Origin of the sequence: Photorhabdus heterorhabditis (assembly GCF_001280945.1) — a bacterium.
Classification (GTDB): domain Bacteria; phylum Pseudomonadota; class Gammaproteobacteria; order Enterobacterales; family Enterobacteriaceae; genus Photorhabdus; species Photorhabdus heterorhabditis.
This window is the reverse complement of sequence record NZ_LJCS01000002.1, coordinates 1-16,974: the sequence shown is the minus strand read 5'-3', so window position 1 is coordinate 16,974 and position 16,974 is coordinate 1. Positions and strand designations below refer to the sequence as shown.

Here is a 16,974-nt window from a genome sequence, read left to right as displayed (position 1 = left end):
AAAATGCAGTTTATTTTCGATAAATTGTTCAGTGCGCAGATACTGACACAGCAAGAAAGCCAGCAACTGTTTTCAGCCATAATTCAAGGAAAATTAAGCGAATCACAACTTGCGGCTGTACTTATCAGCATGAAATTACGGGGCGAACAGCCAGAAGAGATCGCGGGGGCCGCTCAAGCGTTGCTGGAAAATGCCCTGCCATTTCCACGGCCCGACTACACTTTTTGCGATATTGTCGGAACCGGTGGTGATGGCACCAACAGTATCAATATATCGACCGCTAGTGCATTTGTCGCAGCGGCTTGTAATATCAAAGTTGCTAAGCATGGTAACCGCAGTGTTTCCAGCCGTTCAGGTTCATCTGATTTGCTGTCTGCATTTGGTATCGCACTTGATATCAGTGCAGAATGTGCACGCAACGCTCTGGATGAAATCGGCGTCTGTTTTCTTTTTGCTCCCCAATATCACATTGGATTCCGCCACGCAATGCCGGTACGCCAGCAACTAAAAACCCGGACTCTATTCAATGTGTTAGGTCCTCTGATCAATCCGGCACGTCCGCCGTTAGCATTAATTGGCGTTTACAGCCCCGACTTGGTTGACCCCATAGCCCGCACCTTGCAAGTTCTGGGTTATCAACGAGCAGCCGTTGTTCACAGTGGTGGAATGGATGAAGTTGCCCTACATGCACCAACAAAAGTTGCAGAGCTTAATGGTGAGGAAATCACCCGTTACCAATTAAATGCTGAAGATTTTGGTTTACAAAATCATCCAATGGATGCATTAAAAGGAGGTTCACCAGAAGATAACCGCGAAATGCTCAGTCTATTGCTACAGGGCCGAGGTGAGAAAGCCCATGCTGATGCTGTTGCCGCTAACGTTGCCCTTCTGATGAAAATTCATGGACAGGAAAATTTACGTCACAACACACAACAAGCTCTTGAAACTATCCATAGTGGCCGAGCTTATGAACGAGTCACTGCACTTGCAGCAAGGAGTTAACAATGCAAGCTACCGTTTTACAGAAAATTGTTAATGATAAAGCAGAATATCTTATTGGACGTAAGCGGCAACAACCACTGGAAAGTTTTATTGATTCCATTGTTGCCAGCAACCGCAGTTTTTATCAGGCACTAAGTAATAAACAGACCGTTTTTATTCTGGAATGCAAAAAGGCATCTCCTTCAAAAGGACTCATTCGCCAGAATTTCGATCCAATCCAGATAGCAAAAACTTATCAGCCTTATGCCGCCGCAATCTCAGTATTAACTGATGAAAAATATTTTCAAGGTCACTATGACTTCCTTCGGTTGGTGAGTGATGCTGTTCATCAGCCAGTATTGTGTAAAGATTTTATTATCGACCCTTATCAGATTTATCTCGCTCGTTATTATCAGGCAGATGCAATTTTATTGATGCTTTCTGTCCTTAATGACGAACAATATATTACGCTGTCTGAACTTGCACATAGCCTAAATATGGGCGTGCTGACTGAAGTTAGTTCAGAGGAAGAACGAAGCAGAGCTGTTACACTAAAAGCCAAAGTGATTGGTATCAATAATCGTGATCTGAGAGATCTTTCTATTGATTTGAACCGTACCAAACAACTTGCTCCACCATTACCGCAAGGAACCATTGTTATTAGCGAGTCAGGCATTCACCAGCATCAGCAAATTCGTGAACTCAGTCATTATGTCAATGGTTTTCTAATTGGCAGCGCTTTGATGGCTCAGTCCGATTTAGATCTGGCATTACGCCAATTAATTCTGGGTGAAAATAAAGTTTGTGGGTTAACCCGTCCACAGGACGCCAAAGCCGCGCTACAAGCCGGTGCTGTATATGGCGGTTTGATATTTGTTGAACACTCCCCGCGTAAAATTAATATCAAACAGGCCCAACAAATCATCAATGCAGCTGCTCTCAAATATGTAGGAGTGTTCCAAAATCAATCATCTGCATTCGTCAGCCATACCGCCCATACCCTTTCTCTGACGGCGGTGCAATTGCATGGGGCAGAAGGCGAAATTTACATTCAAGAACTTCGAAAGATATTGCCTGAAAATTGCCAAATATGGAAAGCCATTGATATGTCAAAAGATACATTCCACACTAAAATCGGAAACATTGATTGTTATCTGCTTGATAACGGCAAAGGTGGAACCGGCAAGACTTTTGACTGGCAATTAATTGACAAACAATCACTCAATAACATCATTCTGGCAGGTGGATTAAATGAGGAAAATTGCCAGCAAGCAGCAAAATATGGCTGTCTCGGACTTGATTTTAACTCTGGTGTCGAAAGCTCACCTGGCATCAAAAGCAGTCATAAATTGAATAAAGTTTTTCAACGTTTGCGCTGTTACTAAGTAGCAGCAATTTTCCGATTAATTACATGGATAAATAGAATAATGAGTAAACTTAACCCCTATTTTGGTGATTTCGGTGGACAATTTGTCCCACAAATCCTTATTCCAGCCCTTGATCAATTAGAAGCGGCATTTATTACTGCTCAGAAAGATCCTGAATTCCAACAAGAGTTTCAGAATCTCCTGAAAAACTATGCGGGTAGACCCACTGCATTAACTTTATGCCGTAATCTGACCAGAGGCACTAAAGCTCGCCTTTATCTGAAACGTGAAGATTTATTACATGGTGGCGCTCATAAAACCAATCAAGTACTTGGTCAAGCGTTACTGGCCAAACGTATGGGTAAAGATGAAATTATTGCAGAAACCGGTGCTGGCCAGCATGGCGTAGCAACCGCCCTTGCCTGCGCACTTTTAAACATGAGATGCCGTATTTATATGGGAGCTAAAGATGTGGAACGCCAATCCCCTAATGTCTTCCGCATGCGTCTGATGGGAGCCACAGTTATCCCGGTCTACAGCGGCTCTGCAACTCTGAAAGATGCCTGTAATGAAGCACTGCGCGACTGGTCTGGTAGCTATGACAAGGCTCATTATTTATTAGGTACTGCCGCAGGCCCTCATCCCTATCCAACGATGGTTAGGGAGTTCCAACGTATGATTGGTGAAGAAGCCAAATCCCAGTTTTTAGCAAAAGAGGGGCGTTTGCCCGATGCCGTGTTGGCCTGTATTGGTGGTGGTTCAAATGCCATTGGCATGTTTGCGGAATTTATTCCAGAAACCTCAGTACGGCTGATTGGTGTTGAACCCGCCGGACACGGTATTGAAACAGGTAAACATGGTGCCCCGCTGAAACATGGTAAGCAGGGTATCTATTTTGGTATGAAATCACCAATGATGCAGACAAATGAAGGCCAGATTGAAGAATCTTATTCTATTTCAGCAGGCTTGGATTTCCCTTCAGTTGGTCCTCAACATGCTTATCTAAATAGTATCGGGCGAGCTGACTATGTTTCTATCACTGATGATGAAGCATTAGAGGCATTCAAAACGCTTTCTCGCGAGGAAGGCATTATTCCAGCTCTCGAATCCTCTCATGCACTGGCTTATGCTTTGAAAATGATCCATCAATCTCCAGATAAAGAGCAATTATTGATTGTTAATCTATCCGGTCGTGGTGATAAAGACATATTTACTGTTCATGATATTTTAAAATCAAGGGGGGAAATCTAATGGAACGTTACAAGCAACTATTTAAAAAGCTGGAAAACCTTAAACAAGGTGCTTTTATCCCCTTTGTCACACTGGGCGATCCAAATCCGGAATTATTGTTGGAAATTATTGATGCATTAATTGCCGGAGGTGCTGATGCGCTTGAGTTGGGTATTCCTTTTTCTGATCCATTAGCTGATGGCCCAACAATTCAGAATGCCAATCTGCGTGCTTTCTCCTCAAACGTCACCCCCACCCTTTGTTTTGAACTACTCGCAAAAATCCGAGCAAAACATCCTGATATGCCAATTGGTTTATTAATGTACGCGAATCTGGTTTTTCACAATGGGATAGACGAATTTTATCGCCGCTGCAAAGATGCCGATATTGACTCGGTATTAGTTGCAGATGTTCCTATATCAGAATCACGGCCATTCCGTACCGCAGCAATGAAACATGGAATTGCCCCTATTTTTATCTGTCCACCCAATGCTGAAGATGAATTATTATGTGAAATCGCTTCTCATGGCCGGGGATATACCTATCTATTATCCAGACCTGGGGTTACCGGTACAGAAAGACGCGCTGAACAGCCTTTAGATCATCTAGTCAATAAGCTACGAGAATATCATGCAGCACCACCATTACAGGGATTTGGTATTTCAGAACCCACGCAGGTAAAAGAAACATTAGCCAGCGGAGCGGCAGGAGCAATTTCCGGATCTGCAATAGTTAAAATTATTGAAGACAACCTTTCTCAGCCAGAAATAATGCTGAAAAAATTGACTGAATTTGTATCAAAAATGAAATCTGCCACCCAAATTTAGCGCAAAAAATGGGGCAAAATTTGCCCCATAATTTCCATATCAAACAAACTCTGTTCTCATCAGAAATGATAACCCACACCAAACATAAATACCCACGGATCAAGCCGGGTGTCAATTTTATATTGCTGGTCACCTGCTTTGAATTTTACATCCGTTTCAACGTTTACCCACCACACAGAAGCATTCAGCATCCAGTTCTGATCTAACTCATAATCCAGACCAACGTGTCCCGCAACACCCCAAGAATCTTTTAAATCTAGACTATGTAAGTTAATATCTTTAACAGCTGAATTACCATTGAATTTTTCATTAAAGAAAGTGGTATAGTTCAAACCAATACCAACATAGGGGCGAAATTGACTTTCTTTAGAACCGAAATAGTATTGTGCCATTAATGTCGGCGGCAGATGTTTTACCTTAGCAATATCACCAACACCCGGTAAACTTACCTGATGTTGGAACGGTGTCGCTGCCAGTAATTCAACACCTATATTATCGGTAATCATATAACTGAAGGTTAAACCCATCTGAGTATTATTATCCGCACTAAAAGAACCCACCCCTAATACATTATCTGAGCCAGTATTAGGTCTTAACGTCGCAGTACCCGTGCGGAAAATAAAATCGCCTGCTTCATGAGCAAGAACAAACGATGGTGCTAAAGTTGCCGCTGCCAATACAAATGCAGAAAGTTTTTTCATTATTCATCCCATTCCTGTTATTTAAAGTAGACCGAAATATACCGATATATTTCAAATTATGATCCAAGACAGATCACATCTTTTAAATAATTTAAGTAAGATCGCATACTTGCAATATTATTATTTCAAAAATAAATTATTTTAAATTGATACAAATCAATGTTTATTATTAATTAGAGTTTTTTCATACTTATATACCAATGCCAATATTTTACATTTCATCTAATTATATTTCCATTATGTTTTAACAAGGTTAAATTTATGTTTATTTTTATGTTGAAAATATCATATGAAGAACTCTTTTCTCTCATCAACCATTACAATCAGCTATTAATTTATCTATATAATCTCCTTTCAACTATCCACATTTGTCCATACAGAGTACAATTGACCATTATGTATCATTGTTTAACCTGATGGGAGCTGTCTTCATGCCAATCACGGCGAATACCCTGTACCGTGACAGTTTTAACTTTTTCAAGAATCAACTGTTAAGTATTCTGACTCTGGCCATCCTTGCGGCCTTGGTTACTACCCTATTAGGGCATCTGTTTATCCCTGATAGCGAACAGATGAAGCTGCTAACAGAAGCAGAATTCACTTTTGCAACATCGGGCAAGGCAGGTATTCAGGATTTAGTGTCTCAGATGACACCAGAACAACAGTCAATGATTATGCGTGCGGGAATAGGAACTATTTTCTCAAGTATGATTGGTAATGTACTGCTCGCGGGTGGTGTGCTGACATTGGTCGCTGCAATTTCAGCCGGAAACCGTATCTCTTCATTACAAGCAATCGGTTTATCAGCAAGCCAATTACCGAAGTTGTTTCTGCTACTGCTGATATGTACCCTGCTAATTCAACTTGGTTTGATGGCAATGCTGGTGCCAGGAATTATTTTATCTATCGCACTGGCCTTGGCACCCGTTATTGTGACCGTTGAGCGTAGTGGTATTTTTGCTTCAATGAAAACAAGCTGGAAACTGGCATTTGCCAATATTCGTTTACTGATTCCAGCAATTCTATTATGGCTGACTGCAAAACTCTTGATAGCATTTATTATTGACCGTCTGACATTCATTCATAATGAGATGGCAGAAATCACTCTTGGCGTATTGAATAACTTGATCTCCGCCATTCTGCTGATCTACTTATTCCGCTTATATATGCTAGTTACTTCTTCACAGCAAAAATAAATATAAATTCCCTGTTACAAGACAGGGAATTTTTTCAAAATAGTGCTAACTAGGTTAAATATAAATTAGCAAATTTGATTAGAACCGATAACCAACACCAACTACCCAAGTGCCTATTTTAAAGTTATCCAGTTTTGAATATTCATAGGATGCATCGATGGCCAGATTTGGGGCAGGATTAAACTGTAATCCTGCGCCATAGCTAACAGATGTCTTCTCCTCTTTACGGCTAAAGCCGGATGGAGAAACTTCCTGCTTTCCATGTATATGTGTAGCACCAACCAAACCGTATACACTCACATATTCATTAAAGCGGTATGAAGGGCCAGCCATCAAGGAATAATAATCCATATCAAGTTTAGTGAGTTTTTTATCACCATATTTGAAATCATAACCCGTATATGTGGCCGAGCCAATAATACCGAAATGATCATCCAGCTCATAACGATATTTTACGTTAAAACCTTTTGGGTCTTTATTAATTTTATTACCATCATACTTCACATGTCCCTGAGCATAGCCACCAGAAATAGTGCTTTCACCACTCGCATTTGCTGCAAACGCGAATACAGATAAACTAACTGCTACCACTGAGGCTACCAATGTTTTTTTCATTGAAAATCCCTAATATTGTATAAATTATAAAAACAACTAATTGCGAGCCGGTATTGTTTATCAACCATTAATAGAAAACAACTAAATCCTGTTTATTGTTAATTTATCGTTTAATAAAGAGAAATACTATAATTGTGGTCATTTCAGCAGAAAACCGTATTTACTTATCATAGACAATTGATTTATTAGCAAGCCAACTCGCCAAATGGTCCCCACTACTACTTATATACCGTATAGTAGATATTCGCCAATATTCGCTTGCTGGTTTATACAATTCGATTATAACTGACCAAAAAATTATTATAGGTACTTATAATAAGATGGCAGAAATCATTATTGATGTGTTGAATAATTTAATCTCCACTATTCTACTGATTTACCTATTCCGATTATATATACCCTTCATCTTTCAAGCTGCTGCTTTGTTGGCTGCATTCACTTACCCCAGTCACAGAGTTATCTATGCTCCTGGGGATGCGTTCTCTTGCCGCCGCACTGCAACTTGAAATCTATTGGGTATATGCTAACTGCCTTTTCATAGCAAAAATAAACATAAAATCACTACCCAAACAAACCTCATAGTTATAAAAACTATGAGGCTAACAGGCCATAGACTCACATTGTATTAGATGTGCTACTTCAAGCCGATATATTCTTAGCTCCACAAGATGACATAACCCTTTCAACGGTTTCTTGCTCAATTTTTATTTCAAAATCAGTAAACAACGCCTTTGGTTTTACATTTCTGCCGTTTTTTTCCAAAGCCACAAAACCGTGTCGATTCAGCGTCTTTAATGTAGCTGACAAGTTGCTTTGCTGCCTTCCAGACAGCTTGGCCAGCTCTGCGATTGTCTCCGGTTTCTGTTCATTGATTAGACGTAAAAGAACAATATTATCACTACTAAGTACTTGAGCCAGAGCAATCATAGAGGTAAACCAAATCTTAGGTTCACCCGGCTGAATAACATATTCACCTTTAACTATAGCCAGTGTGCGCCTGCGTATAAGCTCTTCATTCATTACGCCAATGAGTGCTTTCATCGTATTACCCTCTTTTTTCGCGTTCAGCGATAATTTCATCAATTTTAGTAAAAAAATCCTCAATTAACTGATATGCAGAAGTAAATTCATACGGAACACCCTTATCTATAGAGTTTCTATGAACATGGTCATACACTAATCGCCCCCGGTACTGATCTTTTCTTGATGGCGTAATTGCGTGCGCATTATCCATACCAAATACTCTTGTATTGTATTTGTCATGCAACGTTAAGTTATAACGGATACCATGCGGAATGAAATTCGTTGGCTGGACTGCCCACACCTCAATTTTCCACCAATAACCATCATCCCTATTGACTCGCTGACCATGCAACTCAAGTAAGACGTTCAAACCTGAATCAAATTGCATTACTAAAAACCTCCCTGTTTATTATGACCTAATCATATGTTTTTATCCAATGAACTTCAAGTTCAGTGAACAATTATGAATCATTATCTTTTGATGTAATTAGAGTACCACTCAGGCTTACTTTGAATCATTCGTACCGCAAAATAGAGATCGGGCACCACAATCAGATCGTCGTCACTACTTTTCAGTTTGTTCTGCTTTATCCAACGAGTAAGTTCTGTCCGACGACCAGCGAGCACCAGTGTGATACCTTTCACTTTCAATTCAGTAATCAATTCATCAATAGCCGCAAATACACTGACATCATCATGGGTGAAACTAACAGCAGCATCGACAACTAACCAACCTGGACGTTTTTGCACTCTGTCAACATGCTGTAACACCCGCTTTTTAAAATAACTGACATTGAAATAAGTCAATGGTGAGTTAAACCGGTACAACATCACACCGTCTATCGGTTTAATCTCATTACCCTGATTAATTGAATGGATCATCCCTTGTTCATTAACACCCAGGAGTTGATCTGTCGGGCGGAATATAATTCGCAAAAACTGCAATAAACCCAGCAGAACAGCAAAACCTACCCCATTAATCAAACCAACCACCACCACTGCAATCAGTGTAAATAATGACAGAGTAAATGCCTGACGATTTCGTTTCCTCAATGACAGAATCGCCCGCAGACTCAACAGTGACGATGCTGAATAAATAAGCACCACACCAAGAGATGACAACGGAATATAATTCAGGAAATCTGTCATAAACAACAAAACTAACAAAATAATAGAGGCGGCAATGACAGAAACCAGTTGAGTTTTCCCGCCTATAGCATCATTAACTGCGGTACGGCTGCTAGCAGCACTGACCGCAAACCCCTGCGATAAAGCAGAAGCAATGTTCGCAATGCCCAACGCCCTAAGCTCAGAATCCGCATCGATCTGATAGCCATTTTTACTGGCAAAGCTACGAGCAGTCATCATAAAACTAACAAAACTGATAACAGCGAGGTTCAGAGATGGAATAACCAGCTCACGCATAATTCCAGGCTGAAAATCTGGCACGGGTACAATGGGTAATCCCTTACCACTAACACTACCAACAATCTGGATACCATATTTTTCAAGCCCAAATTGCCAACTTATATAAGTCGTTAATACCATAGCCAATAGAGGCCCAGGCCAGGCAGGACGTAAGAAACGCACAGTTAATAAAATCAACACCGTTACAACAGACATTGCTAACGTTGGTAAATGCGTACTCATTAGTTTGGCTGGCAATGCTATCACCCGTTCAATCAACCCAACGGGTACGCCGGCAAAGCCAAAGACTTTAGCCAACTGATCCACAATGATTGTCAATGCAACACCGTTCATTAACCCTTTAAGGATCGGTCTTGAAAGAAAATCAGTAAATGCACCTAATCGAAAATGACTCGCGAGAACACACCATATCCCTGTCATTAAAGTCATCACGATCGTAAGCTGCCAACGTACATCTTCATTACCCAAAGCCAAAGGCGCAACTGCTGCTGCAATGACAGCGCACGTTGCTGCATCCGGCCCGACAATCAACTGTTTTGAAGTCCCAAATAATGCATACACGAACATAGGTAAAATACAGGCATAAAGACCTATAATTGCACTTATCTCCATTAATTCAGCATAAGCAATAGCAACAGGTAGAGCGACAGCAGCCACAGAAAACCCGGCTCTTAGATCATGACTAAACCACTCCTTACGATAATGAGAGAAATTGCCTAACCCTGGCATCCAACGCTGTAGTTTTTTCCACTGCATCTGGTTTATGCCCTCTTATTTTTCAATGGGTCTTGGTTATAATGCTGTGTTATATGTTTACTGACAACAGGAAGTTAATTACGCCGCCCTTTATGGTAAAATTGTGCGAAACGGATCGATAAATTTCTTTTTTTATTGATAATTAAAGTCATACTGTTGCCGCTTGGTACACTTAATCACCAACATCAGGCACAGTCAGATATCGGAATTACGATAGGTTCAAACATGAAACAACTTTTAGACTTTTTACCTTTAGTCGTGTTTTTTGTTGTATACAAAATGTATGACATTTTCTACGCTTCCGGGGCCTTAATTGCAGCGACTGGTTTAGCTGTAGCCATTACTTATCTCATCTACCGAAAAGTAGAAAAATCCTCCCTGATTACTTTTGTTATGGTTGCGGTTTTCGGCACCTTAACTTTGGCTTTCCACAGTGATCTATTTATTAAATGGAAAGTCACAGCAATTTATGGTTTGTTCGCATTAGCTTTGCTAGGCAGCCAATGGTTCATGAAAAAACCACTTATTCAGAAAATGCTAGGAAAGGAGTTGATTTTACCGGATTTTGTCTGGAATAAACTAAATATGGCGTGGGCGCTATTCTTCATTGCTTGTGCACTGGCTAATATTTATGTCGCATTCTGGTTACCACAAGATGTCTGGGTCAACTTTAAAGTATTTGGTCTAACTGCCCTGACTCTGGTTTTCACCGTGCTCAGTGTAGTATATATTTATCGCCATCTGCCACACGAACAGAAGTAACCATATTCAAATGAATACCTGTCTTCTGTAATCTGTAGGCAGGTATTGTCTTTTCATCAAATAAAGTAAAGTTTTCAATGACACAACAACAATTACCCAACGGAGAGTTAGTACTCCGCACACTGGCTATGCCTGCCGATACCAACGCAAATGGAGACATTTTTGGCGGATGGTTAATGTCACAAATGGATATTGGGGGCGCAATTCTAGCAAAAGAAATTGCAGAAGGCCGCGTTGTCACTGTCAGAGTAAATGGTATTACTTTCCTAAAACCTGTCGCTGTTGGTGATGTAGTATGCTGTTATGCACATTGTCTCAAAACTGGTAACAGCTCGATTACCATTAATATCGAAGTCTGGGTGAAGAAAGTAGCATCTGAGCCTGTAGGTCAACGCTATCGTGCAACCGAAGCTGTATTCACTTATGTTGCTGTTAATGAGGATAATACTCCACGCCATTTACCAGAAGGTAAAACCCAATTCCAACTAGCCAGCAGCACTTGCGAATAAACCTGGTACGGATGAAAAAAGGAGCATCTTAATAATGCTCCTTTTTCTTTTCCAATAATCAGGATTGAGTTATACCAGTAATTCTAAATTCTACTGTTGTAATATAGCCAACAGCGGGTATTTTTTCATAGCGCCATTTTCTCATCGCTTTTTTTACTTCCCTGTCAAAAACATTCGGTGGATTGGCACCAATCACTTCTATATTTTTTACCCTGCCGTCTTCATCAATATCATATTTGACTTTAACATAACCTTCGGTCCCCAATGCTGAAGCTCTTGATGGGTAAATAGGCAAAGATTTACTTAATGCTTTTGGGCCTCTCTGCGGCTTAATCACCGTATCATTCCGACTATTATCGACACGGTCAGCCTGTGTATTCTGGTTGAACAATGGTTTTTCCGATTGATCTGCTTTCTTCTCAACGGGTTCAGATTGCTTTTTAACAACCTTTTTCTTCACTTCTGGCTTCGGTTTTTTCACCTCTGGTTTTAGGATCACCGGCTCTGGAACAGGTTCAGGTTCTGGTGGTTCCTCTGGTTCTGATACAGGTTCCGGTGCAGCAGGTTCTGATACAGAAACTTCTTCAGCAGCTAACTGAATCATAGCTACAGACATAGGTGCAACATCAGGCTGTCTTTCCGGTATCACAGTACCAAAAAGTGCGGCAGCAACAGAGATATGTAAACAAACTGATAAAAATACTGGCCAACGTATCCAGCGCATAAGAAAGTTCTTTATTAGCAGCATAATAGTCAATCCTCGAATAACTGCTATTTTAAATGCAAATAGCAATCATATTCAATAAAGATTGTAGATGAGCGTGAATATAAGGCCAAAAATACTATTTTTTAATGCATCCATTCACCATACTGAACGAATAATAAAGCACGACGTTGTTTATAACCATTTAATTTACGTAGTGAATAAATTCGCAAATTACGTCTTGATTGCCCCACCAGCCACCGGCGACGACGGTGGGAACTCTGGCGTAACATCCGCCACCTCCCTACTTCATTCCTGCTATGTCTCATAAAATACACCTGTAAAAATAATCCCGCTCATTATATACCCAATAGATTTCAAGATGCATCGCGACGGCAAAGGAGCAAATCCCCGGGAGCATAGCAAAGAGTTCAGCCAACAAAGAGGCAACTTGAAAGATAACAGGTATAAGCCTTTAAAAATGATATCCAAGACGTATCTGGATAGTACTTTTTATATCAATAATGCGAAATGACTAATATCAAGTATGATGCTTGCAGTATATTTGCGGATTTTTTGGTAAATTCATCAGATTAATAGATCGTTTATATCCCGTGCCTCTGGGAAAACGAGTTAAACGCCACCAAAGATGTCTGAACAAAACAGGATTGATTGCCGAACATGACAACCTTTTATTCCGTCCTAAGTTGGCTTGCTATTTTCTTCTATTGGCTGATTATTGCCAGTATTACCTTACGCATTTTGATAAAGCGCCGACCTGTAACTTCCGCTATGACCTGGCTATTGATTATTTATATCCTACCTTTAGTTGGAATTATTGCTTACCTGTCATTTGGTGAGCTGCATTTGGGGAAACGTAGAGTTGAACAGGCAAAAGCCATGTGGCCATCAACAGTCACATGGCTTGAAGAATTGCGCAAATCTCGCCATATCTTTGCCACAGAAAACAGTGAAGTAGCAACACCTTTATTCCAGCTTTGCGAACGGCGACAAGGGCTTGAAGGTGTTAAAGGTAACAAGATCCAACTGTTGACAACCTATGACACTTCATTAAAAACCATCATCAAAGATATTGATAACGCCAAACACAATATTGAGATGATGTTTTATATCTGGCAATCCGGCGGCTTGGTCGAACAAGTCACTGATGCCCTCATGGCCGCAGCACGCCGAGGGGTCAGATGTCGCGTCATGGTAGATTCAGCGGGAAGTTGGTTATATTGTCGCAGTCAATACCCAGACATCATGCGCCAAGCAGGAATTGAATTTGTTGAAGCTTTGCGGGTTAATATCTTCCGTTTATTTTTACGCCGGATGGATCTGCGCCAACACCGCAAAATCATCTTGATTGATGATTATATTTCTTACACTGGTAGCATGAATATGGTCGATCCACGTTTCTTTAAACAAAATGCCGGTGTTGGGCAGTGGATTGACATCATGGTAAGAATGGAAGGGCCTGTCACCACGACTATGGGGGTTATTTACGCCTGTGACTGGGAAATGGAAACGGGTCAGCGTATCTTCCCGCCATCACCAGATAACAACATTATGCCATTTGAACAGGCCAGTGGGCACACGACTCAGATTATTGCATCCGGTCCAGGATTCCCTGAAGAGTTGATTCAACAATCTTTAATGACCGCTATTTTCTCTGCCCGTAAGCAATTGATTCTGACTACCCCTTACTTTGTTCCCAGTGATGACCTCATGAATGCTATTTGTACCGCAGCCTTACGGGGTGTAGACGTCATTATCATCGTTCCCCGTAGAAATAATTTTTTCCTTGTCCGTTGGGCAAGTCGGGCATTCTTCTCTGAACTATTAAACGCAGGGGTTAAGATTTACCAATTTGAAGATGGTTTATTACATACCAAAAGCGTTTTGGTTGATGGTCAGCTCAGCATGGTTGGTTCAGTTAATCTCGATATGCGTAGCCTGTGGCTAAATTTTGAAATTACCGTGGTTATCGATGATGAAAACTTTGGCCATGACCTAACTCTGGTGCAATACGATTATATTTCCCGTTCTACATTGTTGGCAGCCAATGAGTGGGAGCAACGACCTCTGTGGCATCGAATTATTGAACGTATTTGTTACTTCTTTAGCCCGCTACTGTGATCAATCCCCTCGTCTTGTAAAGACGGGGGTACCAATCAATGCGTCATCATGTTTTAATTCCTCCTTCATGACTCACGCATAAATCAATATGGACAACAGGCCCCCGCAAACTATGAATTTAGATCTCAATAACCGAATGACAGAAGACGAAACTCTTGAAAAGGCGTATGACATCTTTCTTGAGCTGGCCCCATCCAATCTTGATCCTGCTGATATTCTGTTATTTAGCTTACAATTCGAAGTACGTGGCGGTGCCGAACTATTAAATCCTTCTGATGAATGGCTTGAACATGTAGATTTCGATCTGAACCCTGACTTCTTTGCCGAAGTCATTATCGGGCTAGCAGAATCTGAAGATACAGAGATTAATGATATTTTTGCCCGTATTCTTATTTGCCGGGAAAAATCTCACCAAATTTGCCATATTTTGTGGAAAGAATAGAAAAACAAAGTTAGTCATCTCTATCACGTTGCCCCACCTGCTCCCAATACAAAATACCGTTACAGCACAAATTTTACCGGCGAAAAACTTTCTGTATTATGTTTCAAAATAATAAACATTACTCAACAACCACCGACTAAAGTCGGCTGTCTTTTATACAGAAGTCCTTCACATGATGTGAAGGACTTTTTTTTGAACTAAATGCTTAGCTCACGATCAGATCCTTAACGGATTTAATTGAGGGTTTCTGAGATGATAAAAAGTAATAATGAATGGGCTAAAGAACAATTTGGGCACGCTAAACTTGGTGATCCAAGAAGAACGGCTAGGCTCGTTAAAATGGCGTCAGACTTAGCTCAGCATCCCGGTAAATCGGTAGTAAAATCATCTCCTTCACCAGCCAACAACGGATGACACCGCCCAGCGTCTTATGACCATCCCGGGTGTTGGTCCAATCACAACTAGCTTACTTTCTTCACAGTTGGGAGATGGCCGACAATATGCCAAAAGTCGTGATTTTGCCGCCTCAACGGGATTAGTCCCCAGGCAATACAGCACGGGAGGAAAAAATACCCTGCTGGATATCAGCAAACGAGGCAATAAGAACTTGCGCAGATTACTGGTGCAATGTGCACGAGTATTTATACAGCGATTGGATCATTATTCAGGAAAACTGGCTGACTGGGTCAGGCAGCAGTTTGAACGAAAACATTCCAATGTAGTGACCTGTGCACTGGCGAATAAATTTGCCCGGATAGCTTGGGCAATCACGACACAGCACACGATATTTGACGCCTGATTCTGCGTCATTATGAATAAATTTAAACGTTACCCCACTGGTTTTGCGAAGACTGATAATTGATGACATAAACGGCCTATCGGCCTGATGAGAAACCTTCTCAAGCAAAGTGGCAAGGTTTATACCCGGCTAATACCTAACGCGAAGTCCGATACGTTAATGCCGATAATCACGGCGAAAATCAAGCCTAACAGGCTGATCTACACAGACAATTTTGCCAACTATGATGTGTTAGATGTATCCGATTTTAAACACTATCGTATCAACCATAGTACAGAGTTTGTAGACACTAAAAATAATCAAAATCATATCAATGGAATAGAGAATTTTGGAACCAGGCCAAACGTCATCTGCACAGATTTAATGGCATCCCAAAGGAGCATTTTGAGCTCTTTCTCAAGGAATGTGAATAAAGGTTTAATACACCGGGTGTAAAATACCAATTACATATTCTAAAACAAATAGTTAAAGGAAAAATATAATCGTTATCTAGGACAGCCCCAAAAATATTATTCACAACTTATATTCTGTAGTGACAAATTGATTCAAGAAAAGATATTTTCTTTGATTGATCTACATCTAAGACAGCAATGCGCATATATTCCTCTTTTTATTTTTCCAACAGGATATTTCTGCAAAAAAGACATATCCGAAGAAACTCTCATGACTATAGGTGAATATACAACACGGAAGGAAAATTTAAATGATATATAAACTTAACGCATCTGTAATAATAAAAAATAATTCATTGCTTCTTCATGGCAAGAATTCTTATGAATTAAAAATCCAAGAGAAATCAGAGAAAATAATTTCTTTTATAGAGTCTTTAAGCAAAGGAATAGATGAAGAACATATAAAAAAACTTGTCAGCAAAGATAATTTAATCAAAAAAATTTATAATAAACTAAAAGATACAAAATTGATTATTTCATATTTGGATGATTATAAAGAAACATCAATGGAAAAAAGCCATGAATTTTTAAATTATCATTTATCCACTATCGAAGCTCCCTTTAAATTTAAAAAAGACTTACACGCTCTTATTATTAGTTGTGGTGGAATTGGATCTCATATTGCTATCTGTCTTGCCACATCAGGTTTTAGTGAAATAACGCTGATAGATTATGACAAAGTTGATATAACTAATTTAAACAGACAATTCGCATTTGATAAATACGACATTGGTGAATTCAAGGTAACAGCACTTAAAAACAAATTGAAGAAAATAAATTCAGAATTAAAAATAAATATCCATATCAAAAAATTAGACTCAGAAGAATCCCTTGATTTTTTCTCAAAAAAGGTAGATATAATAATTTCAGCCATAGACACCCCTGTTATCATGTCTTCTATATATACAGCCGAATAAATAACTTTTCAAAATAATAGATCACTTGGAGGGAACTCAGTCCGATTTTTGCGATCTGATCAATTGCGAAAAATCCCAAACCCCAACACGGACTGAGTGATGCCTATCATAGCACCTATACCTC

At 40.1% G+C, this 16,974-nt stretch carries 17 protein-coding genes and 3 pseudogenes; 13 read left to right on the top strand and 7 right to left on the bottom strand.

Going from position 1 to position 16,974, the window contains the following annotated elements; translation table 11 throughout:
* Positions 1-3 precede the first annotated feature (3 nt).
* The 4 genes from trpD to trpA are packed head-to-tail and all read left to right on the top strand — an operon-like array spanning position 4 to position 4,405.
* A complete protein-coding gene (gene trpD / locus AM629_RS01040; RefSeq protein WP_054475318.1) occupies positions 4-1,002 on the top strand; it encodes an anthranilate phosphoribosyltransferase in 999 nt (332 codons plus the stop codon).
* Between the two features lie 2 nt (positions 1,003-1,004).
* The gene (gene trpCF / locus AM629_RS01035; RefSeq protein ID WP_054475316.1) at positions 1,005-2,366 is read left to right on the top strand and encodes a bifunctional indole-3-glycerol-phosphate synthase TrpC/phosphoribosylanthranilate isomerase TrpF; all 1,362 of its coding nucleotides are present in this window, start codon (positions 1,005-1,007) and stop codon (positions 2,364-2,366) included.
* A gap of 42 nt (positions 2,367-2,408) precedes the next feature.
* On the top strand, positions 2,409-3,599 hold the full coding sequence (trpB, locus tag AM629_RS01030; protein ID WP_054475314.1) for a tryptophan synthase subunit beta: 1,191 nt from the start codon (positions 2,409-2,411) through the stop codon (positions 3,597-3,599).
* Complete coding sequence (trpA, locus tag AM629_RS01025) at positions 3,599-4,405, top strand: tryptophan synthase subunit alpha (RefSeq protein WP_054475313.1); 807 nt, start codon at positions 3,599-3,601, stop codon at positions 4,403-4,405. The genes trpB and trpA overlap by 1 nt, the downstream gene beginning before the upstream one ends.
* 59 nt (positions 4,406-4,464) lie before the next feature.
* On the opposite strand, the gene ompW is transcribed toward trpA, so the two are convergent.
* Positions 4,465-5,106 (bottom strand): outer membrane protein OmpW, encoded by a 642-nt coding sequence (gene ompW / locus AM629_RS01020; RefSeq protein ID WP_054475312.1) that lies wholly within the window; start codon positions 5,104-5,106, stop codon positions 4,465-4,467.
* Between the two features lie 431 nt (positions 5,107-5,537).
* Here ompW and AM629_RS01015 point away from each other — a divergent pair, with 431 nt between their 5' ends.
* On the top strand, positions 5,538-6,302 hold the full coding sequence (locus AM629_RS01015) for a YciC family protein (protein ID WP_054475311.1): 765 nt from the start codon (positions 5,538-5,540) through the stop codon (positions 6,300-6,302).
* Positions 6,303-6,380: 78 nt separating this feature from the next.
* On the opposite strand, the gene AM629_RS01010 is transcribed toward AM629_RS01015, so the two are convergent.
* The 4 genes from AM629_RS01010 to AM629_RS00990 all read right to left on the bottom strand — a co-directional run bounded on the left by AM629_RS01010 (position 6,381) and on the right by AM629_RS00990 (position 10,124).
* On the bottom strand, positions 6,381-6,917 hold the full coding sequence (locus tag AM629_RS01010) for an Ail/Lom family outer membrane beta-barrel protein (RefSeq protein WP_054475310.1): 537 nt from the start codon (positions 6,915-6,917) through the stop codon (positions 6,381-6,383).
* 639 nt (positions 6,918-7,556) lie between these two features.
* On the bottom strand, positions 7,557-7,958 hold the full coding sequence (locus tag AM629_RS01000) for an HVO_A0114 family putative DNA-binding protein (RefSeq protein ID WP_054475306.1): 402 nt from the start codon (positions 7,956-7,958) through the stop codon (positions 7,557-7,559).
* A gap of 4 nt (positions 7,959-7,962) precedes the next feature.
* Positions 7,963-8,328: a toxin-antitoxin system TumE family protein gene (locus tag AM629_RS00995; RefSeq protein ID WP_054475305.1), complete on the bottom strand. Its 366-nt coding sequence runs from the start codon at positions 8,326-8,328 to the stop codon at positions 7,963-7,965.
* A gap of 83 nt (positions 8,329-8,411) precedes the next feature.
* Entirely contained in the window at positions 8,412-10,124 is a 1,713-nt protein-coding gene (locus tag AM629_RS00990) for a SulP family inorganic anion transporter (RefSeq protein ID WP_054475304.1), read from the bottom strand.
* A 225-nt stretch (positions 10,125-10,349) separates the two neighbouring features.
* Here AM629_RS00990 and AM629_RS00985 point away from each other — a divergent pair, with 225 nt between their 5' ends.
* Together AM629_RS00985 and yciA are read left to right on the top strand one after the other, a co-directional pair.
* A complete protein-coding gene (locus AM629_RS00985; RefSeq protein ID WP_054475303.1) occupies positions 10,350-10,886 on the top strand; it encodes a septation protein A in 537 nt (178 codons plus the stop codon).
* A gap of 77 nt (positions 10,887-10,963) precedes the next feature.
* Positions 10,964-11,395, top strand: coding sequence for an acyl-CoA thioester hydrolase YciA (gene yciA / locus AM629_RS00980; protein WP_054475301.1), 432 nt, complete (start codon positions 10,964-10,966; stop codon positions 11,393-11,395).
* 58 nt (positions 11,396-11,453) lie between these two features.
* Here yciA and tonB read toward each other — a convergent pair whose 3' ends face one another.
* Positions 11,454-12,143, bottom strand: a complete 690-nt coding sequence (gene tonB, locus AM629_RS00975; protein WP_054475300.1) for a TonB system transport protein TonB — start codon at positions 12,141-12,143, stop codon at positions 11,454-11,456.
* 101 nt (positions 12,144-12,244) lie between these two features.
* Positions 12,245-12,427 (bottom strand): YciY family protein, encoded by a 183-nt coding sequence (locus AM629_RS00970; RefSeq protein ID WP_054475299.1) that lies wholly within the window; start codon positions 12,425-12,427, stop codon positions 12,245-12,247.
* A gap of 352 nt (positions 12,428-12,779) precedes the next feature.
* On the opposite strand from AM629_RS00970, the gene cls reads away from it, so the two are divergent.
* From cls to AM629_RS00945, 6 genes and pseudogenes are all read left to right on the top strand, one after another.
* Positions 12,780-14,240, top strand: a complete 1,461-nt coding sequence (gene cls, locus AM629_RS00965) for a cardiolipin synthase (protein WP_054475298.1) — start codon at positions 12,780-12,782, stop codon at positions 14,238-14,240.
* A gap of 112 nt (positions 14,241-14,352) precedes the next feature.
* Entirely contained in the window at positions 14,353-14,682 is a 330-nt protein-coding gene (locus AM629_RS00960; RefSeq protein ID WP_054475296.1) for an HI1450 family dsDNA-mimic protein, read from the top strand.
* A gap of 252 nt (positions 14,683-14,934) precedes the next feature.
* Positions 14,935-15,084: pseudogene (locus tag AM629_RS00955) on the top strand (IS4/Tn5 family transposase DNA-binding protein); the annotation flags it as partial.
* Positions 15,085-15,091: 7 nt separating this feature from the next.
* Positions 15,092-15,481: pseudogene (locus tag AM629_RS00950) on the top strand (transposase); the annotation flags it as partial.
* 96 nt (positions 15,482-15,577) lie between these two features.
* A pseudogene (locus AM629_RS21680) lies at positions 15,578-15,963 on the top strand (IS1595 family transposase); the annotation flags it as partial.
* A gap of 221 nt (positions 15,964-16,184) precedes the next feature.
* Complete coding sequence (locus AM629_RS00945) at positions 16,185-16,850, top strand: ThiF family adenylyltransferase (protein WP_054475294.1); 666 nt, start codon at positions 16,185-16,187, stop codon at positions 16,848-16,850.
* Positions 16,851-16,974: the final 124 nt, after the last annotated feature.

Excerpts from the sequence above, each read along its gene's own strand:
- AM629_RS00960 (WP_054475296.1), top strand. The coding sequence starts at position 14,353 with ATGAATTTAGATCTCAATAACCGAATGACAGAAGACGAAACTCTTGAA.
- trpCF (WP_054475316.1), top strand. The coding sequence starts at position 1,005 with ATGCAAGCTACCGTTTTACAGAAAATTGTTAATGATAAAGCAGAATAT.
- AM629_RS01000 (WP_054475306.1), bottom strand. The coding sequence starts at position 7,958 with ATGAAAGCACTCATTGGCGTAATGAATGAAGAGCTTATACGCAGGCGC.
- AM629_RS00995 (WP_054475305.1), bottom strand. The coding sequence starts at position 8,328 with ATGCAATTTGATTCAGGTTTGAACGTCTTACTTGAGTTGCATGGTCAG.
- trpA (WP_054475313.1), top strand. The coding sequence starts at position 3,599 with ATGGAACGTTACAAGCAACTATTTAAAAAGCTGGAAAACCTTAAACAA.
- yciA (WP_054475301.1), top strand. The coding sequence starts at position 10,964 with ATGACACAACAACAATTACCCAACGGAGAGTTAGTACTCCGCACACTG.
- AM629_RS00970 (WP_054475299.1), bottom strand. The coding sequence starts at position 12,427 with ATGAGACATAGCAGGAATGAAGTAGGGAGGTGGCGGATGTTACGCCAG.
- cls (WP_054475298.1), top strand. The coding sequence starts at position 12,780 with ATGACAACCTTTTATTCCGTCCTAAGTTGGCTTGCTATTTTCTTCTAT.
- AM629_RS01015 (WP_054475311.1), top strand. The coding sequence starts at position 5,538 with ATGCCAATCACGGCGAATACCCTGTACCGTGACAGTTTTAACTTTTTC.
- AM629_RS00985 (WP_054475303.1), top strand. The coding sequence starts at position 10,350 with ATGAAACAACTTTTAGACTTTTTACCTTTAGTCGTGTTTTTTGTTGTA.
- AM629_RS00945 (WP_054475294.1), top strand. The coding sequence starts at position 16,185 with ATGATATATAAACTTAACGCATCTGTAATAATAAAAAATAATTCATTG.
- trpD (WP_054475318.1), top strand. The coding sequence starts at position 4 with ATGCAGTTTATTTTCGATAAATTGTTCAGTGCGCAGATACTGACACAG.
- AM629_RS01010 (WP_054475310.1), bottom strand. The coding sequence starts at position 6,917 with ATGAAAAAAACATTGGTAGCCTCAGTGGTAGCAGTTAGTTTATCTGTA.
- trpB (WP_054475314.1), top strand. The coding sequence starts at position 2,409 with ATGAGTAAACTTAACCCCTATTTTGGTGATTTCGGTGGACAATTTGTC.
- AM629_RS00990 (WP_054475304.1), bottom strand. The coding sequence starts at position 10,124 with ATGCAGTGGAAAAAACTACAGCGTTGGATGCCAGGGTTAGGCAATTTC.
- ompW (WP_054475312.1), bottom strand. The coding sequence starts at position 5,106 with ATGAAAAAACTTTCTGCATTTGTATTGGCAGCGGCAACTTTAGCACCA.
- tonB (WP_054475300.1), bottom strand. The coding sequence starts at position 12,143 with ATGCTGCTAATAAAGAACTTTCTTATGCGCTGGATACGTTGGCCAGTA.